Source organism: Flavobacterium sp. 2755 (assembly GCF_031455715.1).
Classification (GTDB): domain Bacteria; phylum Bacteroidota; class Bacteroidia; order Flavobacteriales; family Flavobacteriaceae; genus Flavobacterium.
On the sequence record NZ_JAVDTG010000007.1, the window covers coordinates 279,491 to 300,192 of the forward strand.

The 20,702-nt window shown below is 34.3% G+C and carries 17 protein-coding genes; 13 read left to right on the plus strand and 4 right to left on the minus strand.

Going from position 1 to position 20,702, the window contains the following annotated elements:
• Nucleotides 1–6: 6 nt before the first annotated feature.
• A complete protein-coding gene (locus tag J2Y38_RS17345; protein ID WP_309844977.1) occupies nt 7–3,282 on the plus strand; it encodes an efflux RND transporter permease subunit in 3,276 nt (1,091 codons plus the stop codon).
• Nucleotides 3,282–4,370, plus strand: coding sequence for an efflux RND transporter periplasmic adaptor subunit (locus J2Y38_RS17350; RefSeq protein ID WP_309844979.1), 1,089 nt, complete (start codon nt 3,282–3,284; stop codon nt 4,368–4,370). The genes J2Y38_RS17345 and J2Y38_RS17350 overlap by 1 nt, the downstream gene beginning before the upstream one ends.
• A 313-nt stretch (nt 4,371–4,683) precedes the next feature.
• Here the strand turns inward: J2Y38_RS17350 and J2Y38_RS17355 are convergent, their stop codons facing one another.
• The gene (locus J2Y38_RS17355) at nt 4,684–5,967 is read right to left on the minus strand and encodes an ATP-binding protein (protein WP_309844981.1); all 1,284 of its coding nucleotides are present in this window, start codon (nt 5,965–5,967) and stop codon (nt 4,684–4,686) included.
• Between the two features lie 317 nt (nt 5,968–6,284).
• On the opposite strand from J2Y38_RS17355, the gene J2Y38_RS17360 reads away from it, so the two are divergent.
• Together J2Y38_RS17360 and J2Y38_RS17365 are read left to right on the plus strand one after the other, a co-directional pair.
• Nucleotides 6,285–6,458, plus strand: a complete 174-nt coding sequence (locus J2Y38_RS17360) for a hypothetical protein (protein ID WP_309844982.1) — start codon at nt 6,285–6,287, stop codon at nt 6,456–6,458.
• Between the two features lie 124 nt (nt 6,459–6,582).
• Nucleotides 6,583–7,296: a toll/interleukin-1 receptor domain-containing protein gene (locus J2Y38_RS17365; protein ID WP_309844983.1), complete on the plus strand. Its 714-nt coding sequence runs from the start codon at nt 6,583–6,585 to the stop codon at nt 7,294–7,296.
• A 175-nt stretch (nt 7,297–7,471) separates the two neighbouring features.
• On the opposite strand, the gene J2Y38_RS17370 is transcribed toward J2Y38_RS17365, so the two are convergent.
• A complete protein-coding gene (locus J2Y38_RS17370; protein WP_309844985.1) occupies nt 7,472–7,705 on the minus strand; it encodes a hypothetical protein in 234 nt (77 codons plus the stop codon).
• Nucleotides 7,706–8,003: 298 nt separating this feature from the next.
• On the opposite strand from J2Y38_RS17370, the gene J2Y38_RS17375 reads away from it, so the two are divergent.
• The 5 genes from J2Y38_RS17375 (at nt 8,004) to J2Y38_RS17395 (ending at nt 10,808) form a co-directional block, all read left to right on the plus strand.
• Nucleotides 8,004–8,504, plus strand: a complete 501-nt coding sequence (locus J2Y38_RS17375) for a hypothetical protein (protein ID WP_309844987.1) — start codon at nt 8,004–8,006, stop codon at nt 8,502–8,504.
• Nucleotides 8,497–8,913, plus strand: coding sequence for a hypothetical protein (locus J2Y38_RS17380; RefSeq protein ID WP_309844989.1), 417 nt, complete (start codon nt 8,497–8,499; stop codon nt 8,911–8,913). Before J2Y38_RS17375 ends, J2Y38_RS17380 begins: the two co-directional genes overlap by 8 nt.
• Before the next feature lie 25 nt (nt 8,914–8,938).
• Entirely contained in the window at nt 8,939–9,532 is a 594-nt protein-coding gene (locus J2Y38_RS17385) for a hypothetical protein (RefSeq protein ID WP_309844990.1), read from the plus strand.
• Between the two features lie 126 nt (nt 9,533–9,658).
• A complete protein-coding gene (locus J2Y38_RS17390) occupies nt 9,659–10,000 on the plus strand; it encodes a hypothetical protein (protein WP_309844992.1) in 342 nt (113 codons plus the stop codon).
• 580 nt (nt 10,001–10,580) lie between these two features.
• Nucleotides 10,581–10,808 (plus strand): DUF2683 family protein, encoded by a 228-nt coding sequence (locus J2Y38_RS17395; protein WP_053474493.1) that lies wholly within the window; start codon nt 10,581–10,583, stop codon nt 10,806–10,808.
• 349 nt (nt 10,809–11,157) lie between these two features.
• Here the strand turns inward: J2Y38_RS17395 and J2Y38_RS17400 are convergent, their stop codons facing one another.
• Together J2Y38_RS17400 and J2Y38_RS17405 are read right to left on the minus strand one after the other, a co-directional pair.
• Complete coding sequence (locus tag J2Y38_RS17400) at nt 11,158–12,594, minus strand: gluconokinase (RefSeq protein ID WP_309844994.1); 1,437 nt, start codon at nt 12,592–12,594, stop codon at nt 11,158–11,160.
• Nucleotides 12,582–13,901: a gluconate:H+ symporter gene (locus J2Y38_RS17405; RefSeq protein ID WP_309844996.1), complete on the minus strand. Its 1,320-nt coding sequence runs from the start codon at nt 13,899–13,901 to the stop codon at nt 12,582–12,584. Before J2Y38_RS17405 ends, J2Y38_RS17400 begins: the two co-directional genes overlap by 13 nt.
• A gap of 374 nt (nt 13,902–14,275) precedes the next feature.
• Here J2Y38_RS17405 and J2Y38_RS17410 point away from each other — a divergent pair, with 374 nt between their 5' ends.
• The 4 genes from J2Y38_RS17410 (at nt 14,276) to J2Y38_RS17425 (ending at nt 20,700) form a co-directional block, all read left to right on the plus strand.
• Entirely contained in the window at nt 14,276–15,193 is a 918-nt protein-coding gene (locus J2Y38_RS17410) for an SMP-30/gluconolactonase/LRE family protein (RefSeq protein WP_309844998.1), read from the plus strand.
• A gap of 267 nt (nt 15,194–15,460) precedes the next feature.
• Nucleotides 15,461–16,054 carry a TetR/AcrR family transcriptional regulator gene (locus J2Y38_RS17415; RefSeq protein ID WP_053474489.1) on the plus strand — a complete coding sequence of 198 codons (594 nt, stop codon included), beginning with the start codon at nt 15,461–15,463 and terminating at the stop codon, nt 16,052–16,054.
• Nucleotides 16,055–16,299: 245 nt separating this feature from the next.
• A complete protein-coding gene (locus tag J2Y38_RS17420) occupies nt 16,300–17,520 on the plus strand; it encodes an efflux RND transporter periplasmic adaptor subunit (RefSeq protein ID WP_309845000.1) in 1,221 nt (406 codons plus the stop codon).
• A gap of 12 nt (nt 17,521–17,532) precedes the next feature.
• Nucleotides 17,533–20,700, plus strand: a complete 3,168-nt coding sequence (locus J2Y38_RS17425) for an efflux RND transporter permease subunit (protein ID WP_309845001.1) — start codon at nt 17,533–17,535, stop codon at nt 20,698–20,700.
• Nucleotides 20,701–20,702 lie beyond the last annotated feature (2 nt).

Here is a 20,702-nt window from a genome sequence, read left to right on the forward strand (position 1 = left end):
CGTCTAATGAATTTAATACGTTTTGCACTCCGCAAACCCATTTCCATATTAGTATTGGTTGCGGGTCTATTTTTCTTCGGAATTGGTGCCATCAAAGACATTAAGGTAGATATTCTGCCAAAAATGAATTTGCCGGTTATTTATATTGCGCATCCGTTTGGAGGTTATACGCCAGACCAGATGGAAGCTTATTTTGCTAAAAACTACGTGAATGTTTTACCTTTTTCTAATGGTATCAAATCGGTAGAAACCAAAAATATTCAGGGGTTAATGATCATGAAATTAACCTATTATGAAGGTACAAATATGGCTCAGGCTGCTGCCGAGTTAAGTGCGCTTTCCAACAGGATTCAAGCGGCTTTTCCTCCGGGAACTCAGCCTCCGTTTATCATTCGTTTTGATGCTTCTTCTCTTCCAATTGGTCAATTGGTTTTAAGCAGTAAAATTAGATCAAACAATGAATTACAGGATTTAGCTAACGTTTACGTTCGTGCTTCGTTTACGGCAATTCCCGGTTTATTATCGCCGGCTCCCTTTGGCGGAAGCCCAAGAACAATTGAGGTAAATGTTGATCCGGATTTATTGCGTTCGCATAATATGACGCCGGATCAAATTGTGGAAGCGATTCGTTTAAACAACCAAACGGCTCCTTCCGGAAACGTTCGTATGGGCGACAAAAACTATATTACGCCAACTAATAATACCATTAAAGAAGTTAAGGATTTTGAGCAGATTCCGTTATTTAAAGGCGGTGTTCAAAATCTAAAATTAGGCGATGTTGCTTCTGTAAAAGATGGTGCCGATATTACGGCAGGTTATGCTTTGGTAAACGGAAAACGTTCGGTTTATATTAGTATTGCAAAAGCGGGTGACGCTTCAACTTGGGACGTGGTTCAGAAATTAAAAGCCGAACTTCCTAAAATTCAAAGTACACTTCCTGAAGATGTAAACATTACGTATGAATTTGACCAGTCGGTTTATGTAATCAACTCCGTTAAAAGTTTAATTACTGAGGGAATTATTGGTGCGGTTTTAACGGGATTAATGGTTTTATTATTCCTTGGAGATAAACGTGCGGCATTAATCGTAATCTTAACGATTCCTATTTCGATTATTTCTGGAGTTTTATTCCTGAAATTATTCGGGCAAACGATCAACTTAATGTCTTTATCAGGATTGGCTCTTGCCATTGGTATTTTGGTGGATGAAAGTACGGTTACGATCGAAAATATTCACCAGCATCTTGATATGGGTAAACCCAAGGCGCTCGCCATTTGGGATGCGTGTCAGGAAATTGCCTTACCTAAATTATTGATCTTACTTTGTATTCTGGCTGTATTTGCGCCAGCGTTTACCATGGTTGGTATTCCGGGAGCTTTGTTCTTGCCTTTGGCTTTAGCGATTGGATTTTCGATGGTTATTTCGTTTTTATTATCGCAGACTTTTGTGCCTGTAATGGCAAACTGGATTATGAAAGGACATGAAAAACACGAACATGGCCCGGAAATTACAGATGATGAAGCAGAATTTAGAGACTGTGGTTTAACTCCGGAATCTGAAAAAGATTTGATTACACAGAAAAAAGGTTATGTTGAAAGATTAGATACAGATAATAACGGAAAAATAAGTCTTTTTGAAAGATTTAAAATCCGTTTTATGAGAACTTTAGATCGTTTGTTTCCATACAAAAAAGCGACAAGTATTATATATCTGGTTTCGGCTACAGCTTTAGCGATTGTATTTATTGGTTTTATTGGAAAAGATGTATTCCCAAAAACCAATTCAAGCCAGTTTCAATTGAGAATGCGTGCTGTTGACGGAACTCGTTTAGAAAGAACTGAAGAACAAGCCAGAATTGTTTTAAAAGAATTGGAGAAAATGGTTGGAAAAGAGCATATCGGAATCACTTCTGTTTATGTGGGTCAGCACCCTTCTCTATTCTCGATTAACCCAATTTATTTGTTCATGGCGGGTTCACATGAAGCTGTTTTCCAAGTAAGTTTAAAAGAATATCATGTTGATATGGATGAATTTAAAGATGACTTTAGAGCAAGACTTAAAAAAGTACTGCCAAATACTAAAGTTTCTTTTGAACCAATCGAATTGACGGATAAAGTTTTAAGCCAGGGTTCCCCTACTCCAATCGAAATTCGTATTGCAGGAAAAGACAAAAAACGAAATGAATTATACGCCAATCAAATTGTTGATAAACTAAAAGCCATTTCTTATTTCAGAGATGTGCAAATTGGTCAGCCAATTCACTATCCGGCAATGAATATTGATATTGACAGAACTCGTGCTGCAGAATTAGGCGTTGATATGAATGATATTTCACGTTCATTGGTTGCTTCGACTTCATCATCAAGATATACAGAAAAAAATACCTGGGTTGATGAAAGAGCAGGATTATCATACAACGTTCAGGTTCAGGTTCCTTTGAATAAGATGAAAAGCAAAACTGATATTGGAGAAATTCCGGTATTAAGAAATTCGATTCGTCCGGTTTTAAGTGACGTTGCTAAAATTACACCAACTTATGTAAGTGGTGAAAATGACAATTTAGGGGCTATGCCTTACATTACCGTTACGGCAAACATCAACCAAACCGATTTAGGTACGGCTACAAAAGATGTGAGCAAAACAATTAGTTCTTTAGGCGAATTACCTCGTGGTTTGTTCATTTCGCCAATTGGGTTAAGTACTGTATTGAGCGAAACATTAAGTAGTTTACAAACAGGATTATTGGTTGCCGTTTTTGTAATCTTCTTAATGTTAGCCGCTAATTTCCAGTCGTTCAAAGTTTCATTGGTAATTTTAACGACAGTTCCTGCGGTAGTTTTAGGAGCTTTATTAATGCTTACGCTTACAGGTTCAACGCTAAATTTACAATCGTATATGGGGATCATTATGTCGGTTGGGGTTTCGATTGCCAATGCCGTTTTACTGGTCACAAATGCCGAACAATTGCGTAAACGAAACGGAAACGCATTAGAATCTGCGCGAGAAGCTGCGGCGCTGCGTCTTCGTCCTATTATTATGACCTCTGTGGCGATGATAGCGGGAATGTTACCAATGGCAATTGGACACGGTGAAGGAGGCGATCAGGTTTCTCCATTAGGAAGAGCGGTTATTGGCGGATTATTATTTTCTACTTTTGCCGTATTATTAATTCTTCCTCAGATTTTTGCCTGGGCACAAGAAAAAACATCGACACAATCTGTTTCTTTAGATCCTGAAGACGAAGAAAGCATCCATTATATCTCATCATTAAAATCAAAATAATGAATAATAAAATTATAAAATATAGCGCGCTGTTTTTTGCAGCATTATTTTTCCTTAACAGCTGTAATTCAAAGAAAGAAGAACCTGTTGTGGCAGAAATCGAACCTAAAACTGAAACGTTTCTTTTAGAAAAAGAAAAACTAACTACAGAATTGCGTTTACCAGCCGAATTAACTGGTTTTCAACAAGTAGATTTATACGCTAAAGTGAGCAGTTTCGTAAAATTATTGAAAGTTGATATTGGTACGAAAGTAAAAAAAGGACAACTTTTAATTGTTTTAGAAGCTCCTGAAATCAGTTCGCAGCTGGCTGCAGCCGAATCAAGATTAAAATCGATGGAAGCGATTTATACAACGAGCAAAAGTACTTACAACCGTTTGTATGAAACAAGCAAGGTTGAAGGAACGATTTCTAAAAACGATTTAGAAATGGCAAGCGGGAAAAAGAATTCTGATTACGCGCAATACCAAGCTGCAATTGCAGCGCATAAAGAAGTTTCGATTATGAGAGGTTATCTTGAAATTCGCGCTCCGTTTGATGGCGTTGTGGCGGCAAGAAACGTGAATTTAGGAACATTTGTTGGTCCGGCAGGAAAAGGTTCAGATTTGCCTTTATTAACCATTCAACAGCAGGATAAATTACGTTTGGCAGTTTCTATTCCTGAATTGTATACAGGATATTTACACGAAGGCGACGAAATGAGTTTTAATGTAAAATCATTACCTGAAACTTTTAAAGCTAAAATTACCAGAATGTCTGGTGCTTTAGATTTAAAATTACGTTCTGAGCGTGTTGAAATGGATGTTGTAAATACAAAGAAAGATTTATTACCAGGAATGGTTGCCGAGGTTTTATTACCGCTTAATGCGAAAGACAGCACATTTGTGGTTCCGAAATCGGCAGTGGTGAATTCTGCTGAAGGTTTGTTTGTAATTAGAGTTGTAAATCATAAAGCAAACAGAGTTGATATTAAAAAAGGAAGAGAAATCGACGATAAAATCGAAATTTTCGGAGATTTAAGCCTTAAAGATAAACTGGTAAAAATTGCCAGCGAAGAAACTAAGGAAGGCGATATCATAAACGAATAACCTGCGTTTAGTCTTCTTTTTAGTAGATTACCAATTACTGTACGCATTCTTGAATGCGGCATTTTAAAATCATAATGGTTTTAAAATGCAAATCTAAAATTTGCCTTAAAGGACGGTACTTAATATAGTGCCGTCCTTTTTTTATGCTTTCCTGCAAGGTTTTTAAAACCTTGTAGGTATTTTGATTAACCGTGAAAATTTCTCGCAAAGACGCAGAGTTGCTACGTTTTTTTAAACCATATAAGTGGTTTAAGAAAATTTAGATTGTGTTTATGAGGAAGATAATCGCAATCTAGTGGGAATTTTAACAAAATTACAAATCTAACTCAAATTGATTACTAATATTTAAATCTATCTCAACTCCATTATATTTTCCAGATAAATAATCTTTTTCAAATGAAGCATCTTTCCTTATTTTCAAATCAAATAAGCTTTTCATTTTAGTAACACCATATTTATTTTTACGTGCTATTATAATTTGATCTCTTCTAAACAGCTTATTATTTGAGTTTATAAATGTAGAATTATGAGATGCAATAATTAATTGAGCATTTCTAGGATTATTGCGAGATGAATTAAAAAGTTTAATAATCGCTTTACATAATTCTGGGTGAAGTCTTGAATCGAATTCATCAATTATTAAAACTTTACCATCAATTAAAGCATCTACTAAAGGTCCGGCTAAAGCAAAAAATTTCCTTGTACCTAGAGATTCATCTGAATTTAAATCAAAAAATTCTTCCCTTACTATTTCTCCTTTTTCATTATAAACATCATGTTTTGTGCTTATAATATTATTCTCAGGATTATTTTTTACTATAATTTTATAAAGTTCTTTAGGTATTTCTGATTTCAATAGTAAATCTTCTGTAGATACTCTCTCTACTTTAATTTCTTTAAAGCCTAAATTAGCACTTTTCAAAAGATCATTGATAAAAACATTAGACTTATTATCACTCAACATCCTTGCAGTATATTCACTAGAACTAAAATCATCGAGACCAGTAATAAAATTTATCTTTCTAATTTCTTTTATTATAGATGTTGCCAAAGGATCATTAAATTGAGCGCAAACAGATAAAAAGAGAGCATTTTCTCTAGTAATATCAAAAAGTTTTTCATTTGCCTTGTCAATTTTTTTTCCTCTAATGATTTCTTGAAAATCACGTTCAAAAAGTACGTATTCTTTTGTTTTTATTTGATAATATAAATATTCCGAGTGAACTCTATCTGAATCAACTTTAAAACCATATCTATATTTAGTACTTTCAATAATAAATTCTAATTCAAAAAAACTTGGTTTCTTAATTGTTTCTGTTGACAATCTAAATCTTTCTACACCAATTTCTTCACCTGAAATTGAATCCTTTGAAGAATTTAAGACAAACCGCTTCATAAAACCTAAAGCACTGAAAAGATTACTTTTTCCACTAGAATTTGCACCATAAACTATTAAGCTTTTTAAAAGGCTTATATCATTTATTGGTGATTGAAATATATTTTCTTCTCTATGTTCAGTCAGAGAAGTTGCAGAAAAGCTTATTGATGTATTTTCTTTAAATGATAAAAAATTACATACCGAAAATTTTACGAGCATTACTAATGTAAATAAAGTTGTTTTAAAGCAAAAATACTAAAATATGAGAGATTTACGTAAAAAAGATTAAAAAAAATAAAACAGCTAATATTTTTTTTTATATATTTGCACGTATTAATCTCATACATTATGAAAAAAATATACAATAAAGTATATTTTAGCAAAATATAATCGATTAAATCACATAAAACACGATTAAATGCACTTTTAAAAATAAAATTATCTAATGAAAAATTATAGATATAACATATTAAAATCGTCAAATCCTTTATGTCGTGAAGTTAAAGGAATATTGTTTAACTCTAAATTGAAAAAAGATGGCAACAAATCCACCTAAAGACAATTCAAGAAAAGGAGCTGTGAAAGACAGAACTCAATTTCAAAATCCGAAAACGGGTTTATGGACTAAAAGAGATTCTGAAACTGGACAGTTTATGGATGTAAAAACTTCAAGTCCTGCTCCTTTTAAAGGCGTTACCAAAGAAAAATAACACCAACAAAATCAATGAAGAAGGCTAAAGCCTTCTTCATTAGCTCAAAATTAAACAACTAACCAAAAAAGAAATAAATTATACAAATTTTAAAAATTATAAACTTATCAAAATTATATATAATATGTCAAGATGTACAGCACCAGTTCATGGTCATCGCACAGCAAGTGCAAGAGAAAATTGCCCAGCATGCGGAGGCAGAAGTAGTTATCGTAGTTATAATTCTTATCCGTCTTATCCGTCTTATTCTTCATCCTCAAACAGCTCGTTTGGTCGTAACACTAACAGTAGTAACGGACAATATAAAACTAAAGCCCGTTGGTCTTCAGCTGGATCTACGATCTTATATACACCAGCAGAGATCCGTACACTTACACCTGTACGTGAAAACATTGAGAAACGTTCTGATTTACCAGACTTGCGAGATGTTTTTCTTTGTCACGCTTGGGATGATCGAAAAGACGCTGCTAAAGAATTACACGATTTACTAGAATTAAAAGGCGTTTCTGTTTGGTTTAGCGAAAAAGATGTTTTGTTAGGCTCATCCTTACTCCGTGAAATCGATAAAGGATTGGCAAAATCTCGAGTTGGTATTGTATTAGTTACTCCTTCGTTTCTTAAACGTATTAAAGGAGAAGGAATTGCTGACAAGGAACTTTCCGCTCTCTTGGCTCGTGATTTACTTGTTCCTATAGTTCATAACACAACGTTTGATGATTTACGTGAAGTAAGTCCTTTACTTGGCTCACGAAGTGGTTTAAATACTATAGATGATTCAATGATAGAAGTTGCTGCTAAGTTAGCCGAATTAGTAACCCCTGAAATTATATTAAATTAGAAAAGGCTGAATTCATACCAATCCTCTTCTAAAATATATTATACTTGTGTCAAAAAAATTTAAATCTGTAATTATCTCAAATTTCTTTTTAGAGAGAGTATCTTGCCCGCTAGCAAAAGTAACAAGAGAAAAATAAAAACCTCGATCTTAAAAAATCGAGGTTTTTTTATAAACTTTATTCCTTCTCCAAATAAGGATTCAAAACTTCAGCCAATTCATTCAGCCAAAAAAAGCTATTTTCTAAGTTATCTATTCCGTTTTGAAGAGTTTCATGTTCTCGCATAACGCCTAAAGCAAGAATATAATTTACCTGCCTTATTGCTTTGGCCATGTCTTGCGGATCAATTTTAGTGTTGAAGAAATTTAGAAGTCTTGTTTCAGCTTCTTTTGAAAATGTGTTTGTACTCATAAACTCTGTAATTTAGGAAAATATAAAACCCGCATAGCTAAGGTGTCCTACACTACAGAAGTGTTACGGTTGTTTCCAATACCGTCACCATACCACACGGGCAAATTTTTTTTAAATGTCATTATTCTGTAATTTAGGAAAAACAAATATAAGAAAAACCTTTCTATTTTATATTCTTTTTCTTACAATTACAGATTCTTTTTTTATAATAAAAGAGAAAATCAAATTACTTCAAATGTATTAAATCATAATCAAAAATTAATACATTTGAAAAAAGCCTATTGAAACCAAATTCTATATGAAGATAAAGCCATTTAAAATTATTCTGCCTCTTTTAACTTTCTTTTCGTTGGGTTGCAAAAATCCTGAAAAAAAGAAAATTGACAATCAAGAATCTAACGAAATGACAGAAGCTGATTTACTTCATCATGTCAGACTTGCTATAAATCCAAAATTTCAAGATTGGGTTTTATTCGAAAACGGAACTTATATAATTTTTGACAATGCAGACACCATTCCGGATTTAGAAAGCGAGGCAATAAAATTAATGAAAGAATTTGGTCCAGTACATGCCGGAGGACCCGCCGGAGACTTTAGCGTTATTCATTTAAAGGAAACTGAAGGCTGGATTGTTTCAGGACATGGATACGGAATGTATACTTATGTAAATCCGAACGAGTTAGGTTCTGAAAAACCAGATGATGTTAAAATTGGTCTGGAAGGCAGAAGTAAAAGAAATGCAGATGGCCAAAATCCTGTAATAATACATATAAATCGAAAAGGGATTAATAATGATTAAAATTGAATTTGAAGAGCCTACCATCGAAATTTGTAAATGCTGTAACAACGAAATTGTTAAGCTTACTCGTTTTGTTTATAAAGACGAAGATGCATTTGCTATTTACTATTTAAAATTCACAAAAGGACATGAAGACAAACTTGTTACCGGAATAATTAGTATTGGTGATTGGGGAACGGATGATGAACCTAAAAATAGATTTGCTTTTCCATTTAGAATTTGGGTTGATGAAACTGATTATCAAGTTGGCTTAATGGACAAAGAAGAATCTCCCTGGAAACAAGATTTACTAGGTTCTATTTTAGATAGAAAAGAAGCATTAGAACATCCGTGGATTGATGAAGTTTTTCATATTACAGACCATATTGTGACAGAAGACAAAATAGTAATTGAATATTTTTTCGATTAATAAAACCATCCCTAAAAAATAAATAATGAGAGAAAACATTCTATTTCTTCTTCAAATAATAACGATAGACTTTTTTACAGCCTTTGGTTTATATTCAATTTTATATCTAATTGTTTTGATTTTTGTAAAGAAACCTATTCTGTACAAAATAGATGAAGAAGCTGTTAAATTTATTTCTTTGGCTGGCGTAATTTATTTTACTGCCTGGATAATTGGAATTTTTGTTTTTTATGCAGAAAGTAATCCCGAAGAACAAAACGATTTGATCAACAGATTGTTCGGGAAATATTGGTTTGGGATTTGGTTTCAGCCTATTCTATGGTTCGCTCTTACACAATTACTGCGATTTAAAAAAGTTAGTAAAAATGCTTTATTGAGAATTGTATTCAGCTTTTTGCTTATTGTTTCAATAGAACAATTTATAATATTTATTACTAGTTTCCATCGCGATTATTTACCAAGCTCATGGACAATGTATCGTGATTTAGATATTTATCCTTCTAATTTTTTTCTTGCATTATTGATTAAAATTATGGTGTTTTTGCTTTTTGTTGGAATATATTATCTGGTAAAAAGTCAAATGAAAAAATTTGCAATAAATAGAATAATTGAAAATTGAAAATATTCCTTTTTGATAAGTTGTAAAAAACCTTATTTTAATATAATAAAAACTTTTAAGGGTATAGTGGACGAAAATTGCTGTCTTACATTTACAATACTACACCAAAATTTAAAAGATTTTTATATGCACAATACCCAAAAAATAACCAAATTATTATCTCAAAAATTCAATTCAAACATCTGTATTCATGGCAGTTTCCTAAAAAGTAAATACACTTCTATACTTGATGTCAATAACGGAACTAATTTTATTACTTCAGATAATCTAATATATTCTTTTAAAGATCACGAGCGCCATCGGTGGTTTACCGTTATACATTCATTTCACGCAAATGGAAAAGAATATTTTCCAAATATTGGTGATCAATATACTTTAGAAAACGGGGTACAATATAGTTTTACTACCAAAGACGAAATTGTAGAAATGGCGGTTGCGTATTTTAGTAAACATGTGTCGGTAAGTTGATTGCGGGCTTCTCCCGAAGCCTCGAGATCGCTCAGCCTGACAAGGTTGTGACTTTTTTAGCGTGCTGTTTGTCATTTCGAGGAACGAGACTCGAGCGATAGCGAACAGACGAAGTAAATCGCACTCGTAAATCGACAAAGATTGGCGATTTAGATTGTGAAATTTATGTATTTTTAAACTGGACTGAAGTCCAGCTCTACAATATGGATCATTCCTTCGGAATTTTTGTTTTTCATTACTTGAAAAAGAAATCTTTTTCTTTTTTGTATCTATTGTTCTGTTATCGACAGTCGCAAGAAAAATGACAAATATATCAAAATGAAAGAAATCTAAGATAAGAGCCAAAGGCTCGGCCTATATTGTAGGGCTGGACTTCAGTCCAGTTCAAAGGCATAATTTGTAGCGCCGGATTTTAATCCGGTTCAAGACATATAATCTAATTTAACATGAAACAATCTTTTAAAATATTATGAAAAAAAATAAAATCAGTAGAAATGAAAATAGAAATAAATTATAGAGATTAACATGGAAATTAGACTTTTGTTTTAACTTTGTTGGACAACTTTAGTAAATTAATATCATGCAAGCAATTAATATCACAGCATATACAGAAGACGCTTCTCAAATAGAAGCTGTAAAAGCTTTTATGAAAGCACTAAAGATTAAATTTGAGATAGCTAATGTGAAACCTTACGAGTTATCTACAGAACAGCAGCAAATTTTAGATAGTCAAATTAATTCAGACAAAAGCCAATATACAGATGCTGAATCACTATATACTGATTTAAAAAAGAAGTATGAATTATAAGATTATTGTTTCTCCAAATGCATTAAAAAACATTGAAGAAGCTGTTGAATACTATAATCAAAAGTTAGTAAGAAAGTCGCCTTAGGCTTTCTTAATGATTATAAGAAGGTTTACAAAGCCTTACAAATAAATCCTTTTTGTCAATTTCACGATAATAATTACCGTTATATTCCATTTAAAAAATTCCCTTACATTGCATTTTTTATGGTTGATGAGTTATCAAAAACGATATTTTTAAATGCTATTGTTCATACATCTCAAAATCCAGAAAAATTTCCTTTAAGATAAAGAGCCAAAGGCTAGACCAATATTATAGAGCTTGACTTCTAATGCAAATTCCTATTGGTTCTTAAAAATCCTTCAGCAAAGGATATACTTTTTTAAACTTGTTGAACGCAGCTTCATATACACTTTTATTTTCCGTATTAGGAAAATAGGTTTGTCCCGTTTTGTTATCATTTGTGATCTCCTCGCCGAGTGATTTTAAACCTATAAGAACAGCGCCCCAAGAAGATCCTTCGATAGTTTGCGAGGTTTCAACCTGCATCTGGAAAATATCAGCAACCATTTGGAGCCACAGTTCGCTTTTACCAAATCCGCCGCTGGCCATAACTTTTGTTTCTTTTCTATGTTCGGGATCCGGAATTAAAATTTCTGTGATTTGGAACAATCCAAATAAAATTCCTTCTAAAGTGGCTCTTACCAAGTGTGCTTGTGAGTGCGTAATCTGCATTCCTAAAAGGGTTCCCTGAGCCGAGGCATCCCAGATTGGCGCTCGTTCTCCCAATAAATAAGGTACAAAAAGCAGTCCATCAGAACCTGCAGGAATTTTTGCGGCTTCTTCAATAAGAACTTCTAAAGATTGTTCTGTTTTTAGTAAAGTTTCTTTCAGCCATTGTAAAATTATCGCACCATTATTAACAGCGCCTAAAGTAAGATATTGATTGTCCATCAAATGATAACACTGCGTGCGCATTTGGTCGTCAAGATACGGTTTGTCAATGGGCAGTCGAACTGCTCCGCTCGTGCCAATAGTTAAAGCAATACAACTTTTGTTCATGGCGCCTGTTCCGAGATTCGCCAACGCACCGTCCCCACCGCCAATTATATAAAGAAAATCATCTGAAATTCCCTTGCATTGGTGTGTGACTTCGCAAACTTTAGAGAGTTGGTGTGGCTTTATGTTCAAGAAATCCAAAACTTCCTCATCCCAATCTAAAGTATGAATGTTTAACAATCCAGTTCCGGACGCCATAGAGGTGTCTGTATAATATTCATTGGTCAAATGATGCCAGACATATTCTTTAATACTGATGAATTTATAAGTTTTGGAAAATAATTCAGAGTCAAATTCTTTCCACCAGGCAATTTTTGTCAAAGGAGAAAAAGGATGAATTGGTATTCCGGTTTTTTGATAAAAGTGTTTTCCCTGATCTGAATTTTTAAGTTTTTCGGCAATTCCCGCAGCTCTGTTATCTGCCCATAAAATAGCATCTGTCAGTGGTTTTCCATTTTCATCAATTGCAATGACACTTTGCATCGCCGAGCTAAAACTGATAAACTGAGGCTGAATTCCGTTTGTAATCTCGTTAATACATTCCTTTACGGTTTGCAAAATTTCGTGCGGCTTTTGAACACTCCATTCCGGCTTGGGATGATACATGCTGTACGACTTAACAATTTGTCGAAGCACATTTCCCTGTTTATCAAAACAAACAGCTTTTGTTGCTGTTGTTCCAATGTCAATGCCAATATACAATGCTTCCATACTATTTATTTGATCCATAAATTTAAAAGTAATACACCAATTAATCCCATTACTCCTATAATGGTTTCCATAACCGTCCAGGTTTTAAAAGTGTCCGAGACGCTGATGCCAAAATATTCTTTAAACATCCAAAATCCGGTATCATTTACATGCGAACACATTAAACTTCCAGCGCCAATGGACAAAACCATTAATTCAGGACTCACACCAGATGCAATCACTAAAGGCTGTACAATTCCGGCTGCGGTTAATCCGGCGACTGTTGCAGATCCTAAAGCAATGCGAATAATAGTCGCAATCAGCCAGCCTAACAATAAAGGGGAAAGAGAGGATTGTTCAAAAAAAGTACTTAAATCTGTCCCTATTCCGCTGTCAATTAATACTTGTTTAAAAGCACCGCCGGCAGCAATTATTAAAATGATCATGGTAGCCGAACTTAAAGCACTACCCGATTTATCCATAATATCCTGCATTTTTCTTCCGCGTAAAATGCCTAAGCTAAATACTGCAAAAAGTATTGCAATCAACATTGAAGTCAGCGGATTTCCAATAAAAAGCAATACGGCACATAACGTACTTTCTTTGGGCAAAAATAATTCACTGAACGTCGCAGTGGCCATTAAAAAAACTGGAACTAATGCCGTTACAATACTAATTGCAAAAGAAGGCATTTCTGATTCTGTGAAAGTTTTGCTGTCGAATAATCCTTTTGGAGGAAAGGCGTTTATTTTTTTTATAAATTCAGGAAAAACGATTCCCGCCATGAAAAGTGCCGGAAGCGCAACTATAAGTCCGTAAAGAAGTGTTTTACCGATATTAGCTTTAAAAATAACTGCAATTGCTGTTGGTCCCGGATGTGGTGGTAAAAAACCATGCGTAATAGAAAGTGCCGATGCCATGGCAATTCCCAAATAAATGATAGGTTGTTTAGTGCTTTTGGCCACAGCAAAAACCATTGGAATCAAAATTATAAACCCTGCATTGTAGAACATAGAAATTCCAACAGAGAATCCGGTTATGACCATTGCCCATTTAATATACTGAATACCAAAAGACTGAATCATGACAGAGCTGATTCGCTGTGCAGCGCCACTATCAGAAAGTAAATTTCCTAAAATAACGCCAAAAGCAATAATTAAAATTAAAGAACCTAACGTACTTCCTATTCCCTCCTGTATCGAATTAATTAAATCCGGAAAAGGCATTTGCTTAAAAATGCCAACAAAGAAAGCGGCAACTATTAAGGAAATAAAGGCATTGAGTTTTACAACGGAAATTAGAATCAATAATAAGATAATCCCGGCAATAAGAATCAGTAGCGACATAATTAAATTATTGAATGAGTGTTTTTTGAATTTGTCTCGTAAAAATATTACTTTCTACACGTAAAGCCGCCATTTAAAATTTAATATGTAAAATAAATTCCTTTAAAGCTGCTTAGGGAAATTATAAAAAAGATACTTTCTCGCCTAGCCCCTCCCGATAGCTATCGGGAGAAACGGCATCTCCCGATTTAGAAAAACAAGGCTTTTTAGCCGTAGTTTTTGTTTATCGGGAATATAGTGGAGAGCGGGACTAAACGTTCTTTTGAAAACGGAATTTCTGCTCCTCAAAAGAATCTTAACCCAACTTTGCAGAATATCAGAAATAAAAACTACTTTTAAAAACGCTTCAAAAGCAACTTTTAAACCTTTTTATAATGCTCCAACTTAAAATAAAATCACAACTTATATTTGTTATTACTTTAGCTCTTACAAATTTTATTTACGCTCAGCCATCAAAAGAAAAAAGCTATAACTTAATAGCAAAAGGCGCAGTTCTCACAAAACTATCAGACCAATTCAGTTTTACAGAAGGCCCTGCAGTGGATAAAAAAGGAAATATTTATTTTACAGATCAGCCTAATAATAGAATCATGAAATGGTCGGTTAATGGCGAACTTTCTGTTTTTATGGAAAATGCAGGAAGGGCGAACGGTTTGTATTTTGATCACGCAGGCAATCTTTTGGCTTGCGCCGATGAAAAAAATGAGCTTTGGAAAATAGACAAAAACAAAAATTATACTGTACTATTAAACAACTTTGAAGGAAAAAGGCTGAATGGCCCCAATGATCTTTGGGTTGACCCAAAAGGCGGTATTTATTTTACAGATCCTTTTTACCAAAGGGATTATTGGAAACATACTTCCAAAGAAATAGAGAAAGAATGTGTTTACTATTTATCTCCGGATAAATCCAAAATTATAAACGTTGGGAATGACCTTGTAAAACCTAATGGCATTATTGGAACTTCGAATGGAAAAACCTTATACGTAGCGGATATAGGAGCAAATAAAACGTACTCTTATACAATCGAAAGTAATGGTTCTTTAGGCAAAAAAACGCTGTTTACTGAATCAGGTTCAGATGGAATGACAATAGACGAGTCCGGAAACATTTACTTATGCGGAAAAGGAGTTACCATATTCAATCCACAAGGAGAAAAAATAGCCCATATTGATGTTCCTGAACCATGGACAGCTAATGTTTGTTTTGGAGGAAAAAAATTTAAAACATTATTCATTACTGCCAGTAAAAGTGTTTATACGATAGAAATGAGTGTTCGGGGAATGAAATAATCAAAATTTTATGCGTCAATGAGAAAATTAGGCTTTTTTCAGAATCAAAAAACTTCAAAATCATCTTAATTTGATTCGAATTTGGGTTGAATTTTGCTTAAAATTAAATTTCACAAAAACAGAAAACCTTTCGGAACACCTTATTTTTCTAGTATTTTAATTCTCTCTATGGTTGAATAAGAAAATATTATGATAAATTTATTTCATTATTAGAAAATCCGCCATACATTTGCCTAACAGTGTTAAACAATTTAATACTCGAATATAATGGCTAGCAAAGATCGAATTTTAAGACAAAAAGAAGAGACAAGGAATAATATCCTTGGGGCTGCTTATGATATCGTAAAAGATGAAGGCTGGAATGGTTTGAGTATGCGTAAAATTGCCGACAGAATCGAATATACTGCTCCTATTATTTATGAATACTTTTCAAATAAGGAAGCAATACTTGAAGAATTGACAGGTAAAGGTTTTATTAAACTGACTAAAGAACTACAAGTTGCAATAGATAAGTTTGAAAAACCGGAAGATCAATTAGAAGCCATGTGGATGACTTACTGGGACTTCGCTTTTACAAATACTGAGATGTATCAGTTAATGTTTGGTGTTCAAATGACCTGCTGCGCACAGCGATGTTCGGCTCAGGAGGGACCTTACAAATTATTCACCGGAGTTATTGCTGATGTAATGAAAGACAGCAATCCGAGTGAAGATATCATTAAACAAAAATATTTTACTTTCTTTTCTGTTATTCATGGTTTAATCGCCATCAACATCATTAACAAAAGTGATATTTTAGAAACAATAAATGCTCAAATTTTGAAAGATGCCATTGGTGGTATCATCAAATCAATACAATAGATTTTTTTTCAATTTTTACTTAACAGTGTAAAATAATTTAATTGGATAATATAAAATCCTTTTTTTTATAACCTTAACTTAACACTGTTAGAAAATTTAATAGAGTAATAAAAGCTCTTTTTTTAGACTTTTACTTAACGCCGTTAAATATTTTAATAATGATTGAAAATAGATTGAAAAAACATAAAGTAGGAAAGTTTGCGCACATTTACTTAACAACGTTAGATAATTTAATTTAATTAGATATGAATCCCGAGAATGCCAGAATACCTAAGAATTTAATCCGAGAAAATGTTCAACCAATTAAAACCAATATGAAAATGAAAAATGTAATAATTATAACCAGTTTTGTTCTGGCTTTAGTATTAAGCAGCTGTGGCGACAAAAATCAGGCGCCTACTGCTCCACCACCGCCGGTTTTACCTGTGTTGGCTATAACAAGTGCAAATACAACTACTGATGCTGAATATCCAGCTGCTATACAAGGAACTGTAGATGTTGAAATTCGCCCGCAAGTAAGTGGAAACCTTGACAGAATTTTTGTTGATGAAGGTGCTTACGTAAGCAAAGGACAAACTTTATTTAAAATAAACGAACGTCCTTACCGTGAACAGTTAAACAATGCATTGGCAAGTTTACACGCTGCAGAAGCGGCTTTAATCAACGCTAATTTAGAAGTAGATAAATTGACTCCTTTAGTACAAAACAAAGTAGTTTCTGATTATCAATTAAAAACGGCTAAAGCTTCTCAAAAAATTGCTGCTGCAAATATCGAGCAGGCAAAAGCCTTGGTAGGTTCTGCTAAAATTAATTTAGGATATACAAATGTTACGGCTCCAGTTAGCGGTTACATTGGAAGATTACCTAAAAAACAAGGAAGTTTAGTTTCTGCTTCTGATGTTGAAGCTCTTACAACTTTATCAGATGTTCATGAAGTATTTGCTTATTTCTCTTTAGGAGAAACAGATTTCATCAACTTTAAAGCACAATACGCTGGAAGCTCTCTTGGTGATAAAATCAAAAAATTACCTCCGGTTACTTTGATTTTGGCTGATAACAACGCTTATCCTCAAACCGGAAAAATTGATATGGTTGACGGTCAGTTTGATAAAACTACAGGAGCAATCACAATTAGAGCAACTTTCCCAAATGCAAACGGAACATTACGTTCTGGAAACACAGGAAGAATCCGTTTAGGATTAAACCACGACGATGCAATTTTAGTTCCACAGTCGGCTACAGTTGAAATGCAGGATAAAGTATTTGTTTTCAGTGTAGGTAAAGACAACAAAGTAACTAAAACGCCTATTACTATTGTGGGTAAAAGCGGTACCAATTATTTAATTAAAGAAGGTGTAAAAACTGGTGACCAAATCGTGTTAAGCGGTATTGACAAACTTCAGGATGGACAAGCGATTCAGCCAGAAAAATCAATTAAAGTTGCCGAAGTAACTAATAAAAAATAATTCTAAAAGACAATGTTCAAAATATTTATACAAAGACCTGTACTGGCAACCGTAATCTCCATTTTATTGGTGATTCTTGGAGTACTTGGTTTAACTAAATTGCCTTTACAACAGTTTCCTGATATTGCGCCACCATCGGTTTTGGTAACGGCGGTATATCCGGGAGCCAACGCAGAAACGGTTTTACGTTCTGTGGCACCTTCTATCGAAGAATCTATAAATGGTGTAGAAAACATGACTTACATGAGTTCTACAGCGAGTAACGACGGTACTTTGGCAATTACTGTTTTCTTTAAACTAGGAACAGATGCTGACCAGGCTGCGGTAAACGTTCAAAACAGAGTTGCTCAGGCAACAAGCCAGCTTCCTGCAGAGGTTGTACAACAAGGTATTGTTACGGCGAAACAACAAAACAGTTTCATCATGGCGATTGGTATGTACACAGATGATGAAGCAAAATACGATCAGACTTTTGTTGCCAACTATGCACAAATCAATATTATTCCGGAACTAAAACGTATTCCGGGTGTAGGTTCTGCCAGTATTTTTGGTGGTGTAAAAGATTACTCTATGCGTGTTTGGTTAAATCCAACGCAAATGTCAACTTATAAAGTGACTCCAAACGAAGTTATGGGAGCTATCCAGGACAAAAGTTTGGAAGCTGCTCCGGGTAAATTTGGAGAGCGAAGCAAAGAGGTTTTTGAATACGTTATTAAATACAAAGGGAAATTAACTAAACCGGAAGATTATGAAAATATTGCTATACGTTCTAATGCAGATGGTTCAGTACTTCGCTTAAAAGATGTTGCGAGAGTTGAACTTGGAGCCTATTCTTATAACAGTTTAACACGTTTAAATGGTAAAAAAGGAATTGTAATTGGGGTTATTCAGTTAGCTGGATCTAACTCAAATGATATTCAGATTGCTATTAACAAAATGATGGAAAAGGCTTCTAAAGATTTTCCTAAAGGCATAAAACACAATATTTTCTATAGTACAAAAGTATCTCTTGACCAATCTATTGAGCAAGTTGAGCATACTTTATTAGAAGCTTTTATACTTGTATTTATTGTGGTATTTATCTTCTTGCAAGATTTTAGATCAACATTAATCCCGGCTATTGCTGTACCTGTAGCAATTTTAGGAACGTTCTTCTTCATGCAGTTATTCGGATTTTCGATCAACCTTTTAACACTTTTCGCATTAATTCTGGCGATTGGTATTGTGGTCGATGATGCCATTGTGGTAGTCGAAGCGGTGCATGCGAAAATGGAGCACAAACGCTTGTCTCCAAAAATCGCAACCCATGAAGCAATGCACGAAATAACGGGTGCTATTATCTCGATTACGCTGGTAATGGCTGCTGTATTCCTGCCGGTTGGTTTTATGGAAGGCTCTACGGGAGTTTTCTATCGTCAGTTTGCCTTTACTATGGCAATTGCAATTGTAATTTCGGCAGTAAATGCCTTAACATTGAGTCCGGCGCTTGCGGCATTATTCTTAAAAGATAATCACGGAGCACACGATCACGACTCAGCTTATGTAAAAAAAGGATTTAAAGAGAAATTCTTTACCGCTTTCAACAGCAGTTTTGAATCTTTAACGAATCGTTACGTAGGCGGACTTAAATTCTTAATCAGAAGAAAATGGTTGAGTTTAGGCGGATTAGCTTTAATTGTTGTGGCTACGATTGTAATGGTAAAAACAACTCCTGCAGGATTTATTCCAACAGAGGATCAAGGATTTATTGCAATTGCAGTAAATACACCATCTGGAACATCATTAGACGGAACTCAAAAAGTAATGACCGAAGCTGAGAATACTTTAAAAGCATTAGACGCTTCAAGATTCGTAACCGCGATTTCAGGTTTCAACTTATTGACGAATTCTACAAGTCCATCTTCTGCAGTTGTATTCGTATTGCTTAAACCAAACGAAGAACGAGGCGAAGTAAAAAACATTGACGAAATCATGAATCAGGTTCGTGGAAAACTGGGCGCTATTTCTGGCGGAAGTTTCTTCGTATTCAGTTTCCCAACTGTTCCAGGATTTAGTAACGTTGAGGCTTTAGATTTAGTTCTACAAGATAAAACAGGAGGAAAACTGGATAAATTCAGTGGAATTTCTCAAAACTTTATCGGTGAATTAATGAAACGTCCGGAGATTGCAGTTGCCTTTACTTCTTTCAAAGCAGATTATCCGCAATTACAATTGGAAGTTAATGATGAAAAAGCAAATCAATTAGGCGTAAATGTAAAAGACATTCTGCAGACAATGCAGGCTTATTTTGGTAGTGCACAGGCATCTGATTTCAACAGATTTGGTAAATACTACCGTGTTGTAGTTCAGGCCGATATCGAAGACAGAGCTGATCCAACAGCAATTGACCGTGTATTTGTGAAAAACAGAACAGGCGAAATGGTTCCAATAAATACTTTAGTAAAACTAACCCGTATTTATGGTTCAGAAACCGCATCACGATACAATTTATTTAACTCAATTTCTATTAATGCCATTCCAAAACCAGGATTTAGTTCAGGAGATGCCATTAAAGCAATTGAAGAAGTAGCAGCACAACAATTACCTGCAGGTTACGGGTTTGAATTCTCGGGCCAAACTCGTGAGGAGATATCATCCGGAGGACAATCCGCAACAATATTCTTACTGTGTTTGATATTCGTTTATTTCTTACTTGCTGCACAGTACGAAAGTTACATTTTGCCTTTGGCAGTAATCTTATCAATCCCTGCAGGTATTTTTGGAGTATTCGTAGCTATTGGTTTAACTGGAATTGAGAACAACATTTATGTACAAGTTGCCCTTGTCATGCTGATTGGACTTCTCGCCAAAAATGCCATTCTGATTGTCGAATTTGCCGTACAGAAAAGAAAATCGGGACAAGCGTTAATTAGAGCTTCAATAGATGCTGCAAAATTACGTTTACGACCAATTATCATGACATCTCTTGCCTTTATTGTTGGTTTAGTACCAATGATGAGCGCAAAAGGACCATCAGCTCAAGGTAACCACTCTATTAGTATTGGTGCTGCCGGAGGTATGATTTCTGGAGTAATTCTAGGATTGTTTATCATTCCTGTTTTATTCATCATCTTCCAGCATTTACAAGAAAAGGTTTCTGGAAAACCAGTTGCCGTAATCCATAATGAAGAAAAAGAATAAAT

What these genes read in the sequence shown, in the direction of transcription:
- J2Y38_RS17345 (WP_309844977.1), top strand. Translation starts at nt 7, where the DNA reads ATGAATTTAATACGTTTTGCACTCCGCAAACCCATTTCCATATTAGTA.
- J2Y38_RS17350 (WP_309844979.1), top strand. Translation starts at nt 3,282, where the DNA reads ATGAATAATAAAATTATAAAATATAGCGCGCTGTTTTTTGCAGCATTA.
- J2Y38_RS17355 (WP_309844981.1), bottom strand. Translation starts at nt 5,967, where the DNA reads ATGCTCGTAAAATTTTCGGTATGTAATTTTTTATCATTTAAAGAAAAT.
- J2Y38_RS17360 (WP_309844982.1), top strand. Translation starts at nt 6,285, where the DNA reads ATGGCAACAAATCCACCTAAAGACAATTCAAGAAAAGGAGCTGTGAAA.
- J2Y38_RS17365 (WP_309844983.1), top strand. Translation starts at nt 6,583, where the DNA reads ATGTCAAGATGTACAGCACCAGTTCATGGTCATCGCACAGCAAGTGCA.
- J2Y38_RS17370 (WP_309844985.1), bottom strand. Translation starts at nt 7,705, where the DNA reads ATGAGTACAAACACATTTTCAAAAGAAGCTGAAACAAGACTTCTAAAT.
- J2Y38_RS17375 (WP_309844987.1), top strand. Translation starts at nt 8,004, where the DNA reads ATGAAGATAAAGCCATTTAAAATTATTCTGCCTCTTTTAACTTTCTTT.
- J2Y38_RS17380 (WP_309844989.1), top strand. Translation starts at nt 8,497, where the DNA reads ATGATTAAAATTGAATTTGAAGAGCCTACCATCGAAATTTGTAAATGC.
- J2Y38_RS17385 (WP_309844990.1), top strand. Translation starts at nt 8,939, where the DNA reads ATGAGAGAAAACATTCTATTTCTTCTTCAAATAATAACGATAGACTTT.
- J2Y38_RS17390 (WP_309844992.1), top strand. Translation starts at nt 9,659, where the DNA reads ATGCACAATACCCAAAAAATAACCAAATTATTATCTCAAAAATTCAAT.
- J2Y38_RS17395 (WP_053474493.1), top strand. Translation starts at nt 10,581, where the DNA reads ATGCAAGCAATTAATATCACAGCATATACAGAAGACGCTTCTCAAATA.
- J2Y38_RS17400 (WP_309844994.1), bottom strand. Translation starts at nt 12,594, where the DNA reads ATGGATCAAATAAATAGTATGGAAGCATTGTATATTGGCATTGACATT.
- J2Y38_RS17405 (WP_309844996.1), bottom strand. Translation starts at nt 13,901, where the DNA reads ATGTCGCTACTGATTCTTATTGCCGGGATTATCTTATTATTGATTCTA.
- J2Y38_RS17410 (WP_309844998.1), top strand. Translation starts at nt 14,276, where the DNA reads ATGCTCCAACTTAAAATAAAATCACAACTTATATTTGTTATTACTTTA.
- J2Y38_RS17415 (WP_053474489.1), top strand. Translation starts at nt 15,461, where the DNA reads ATGGCTAGCAAAGATCGAATTTTAAGACAAAAAGAAGAGACAAGGAAT.
- J2Y38_RS17420 (WP_309845000.1), top strand. Translation starts at nt 16,300, where the DNA reads ATGAATCCCGAGAATGCCAGAATACCTAAGAATTTAATCCGAGAAAAT.
- J2Y38_RS17425 (WP_309845001.1), top strand. Translation starts at nt 17,533, where the DNA reads ATGTTCAAAATATTTATACAAAGACCTGTACTGGCAACCGTAATCTCC.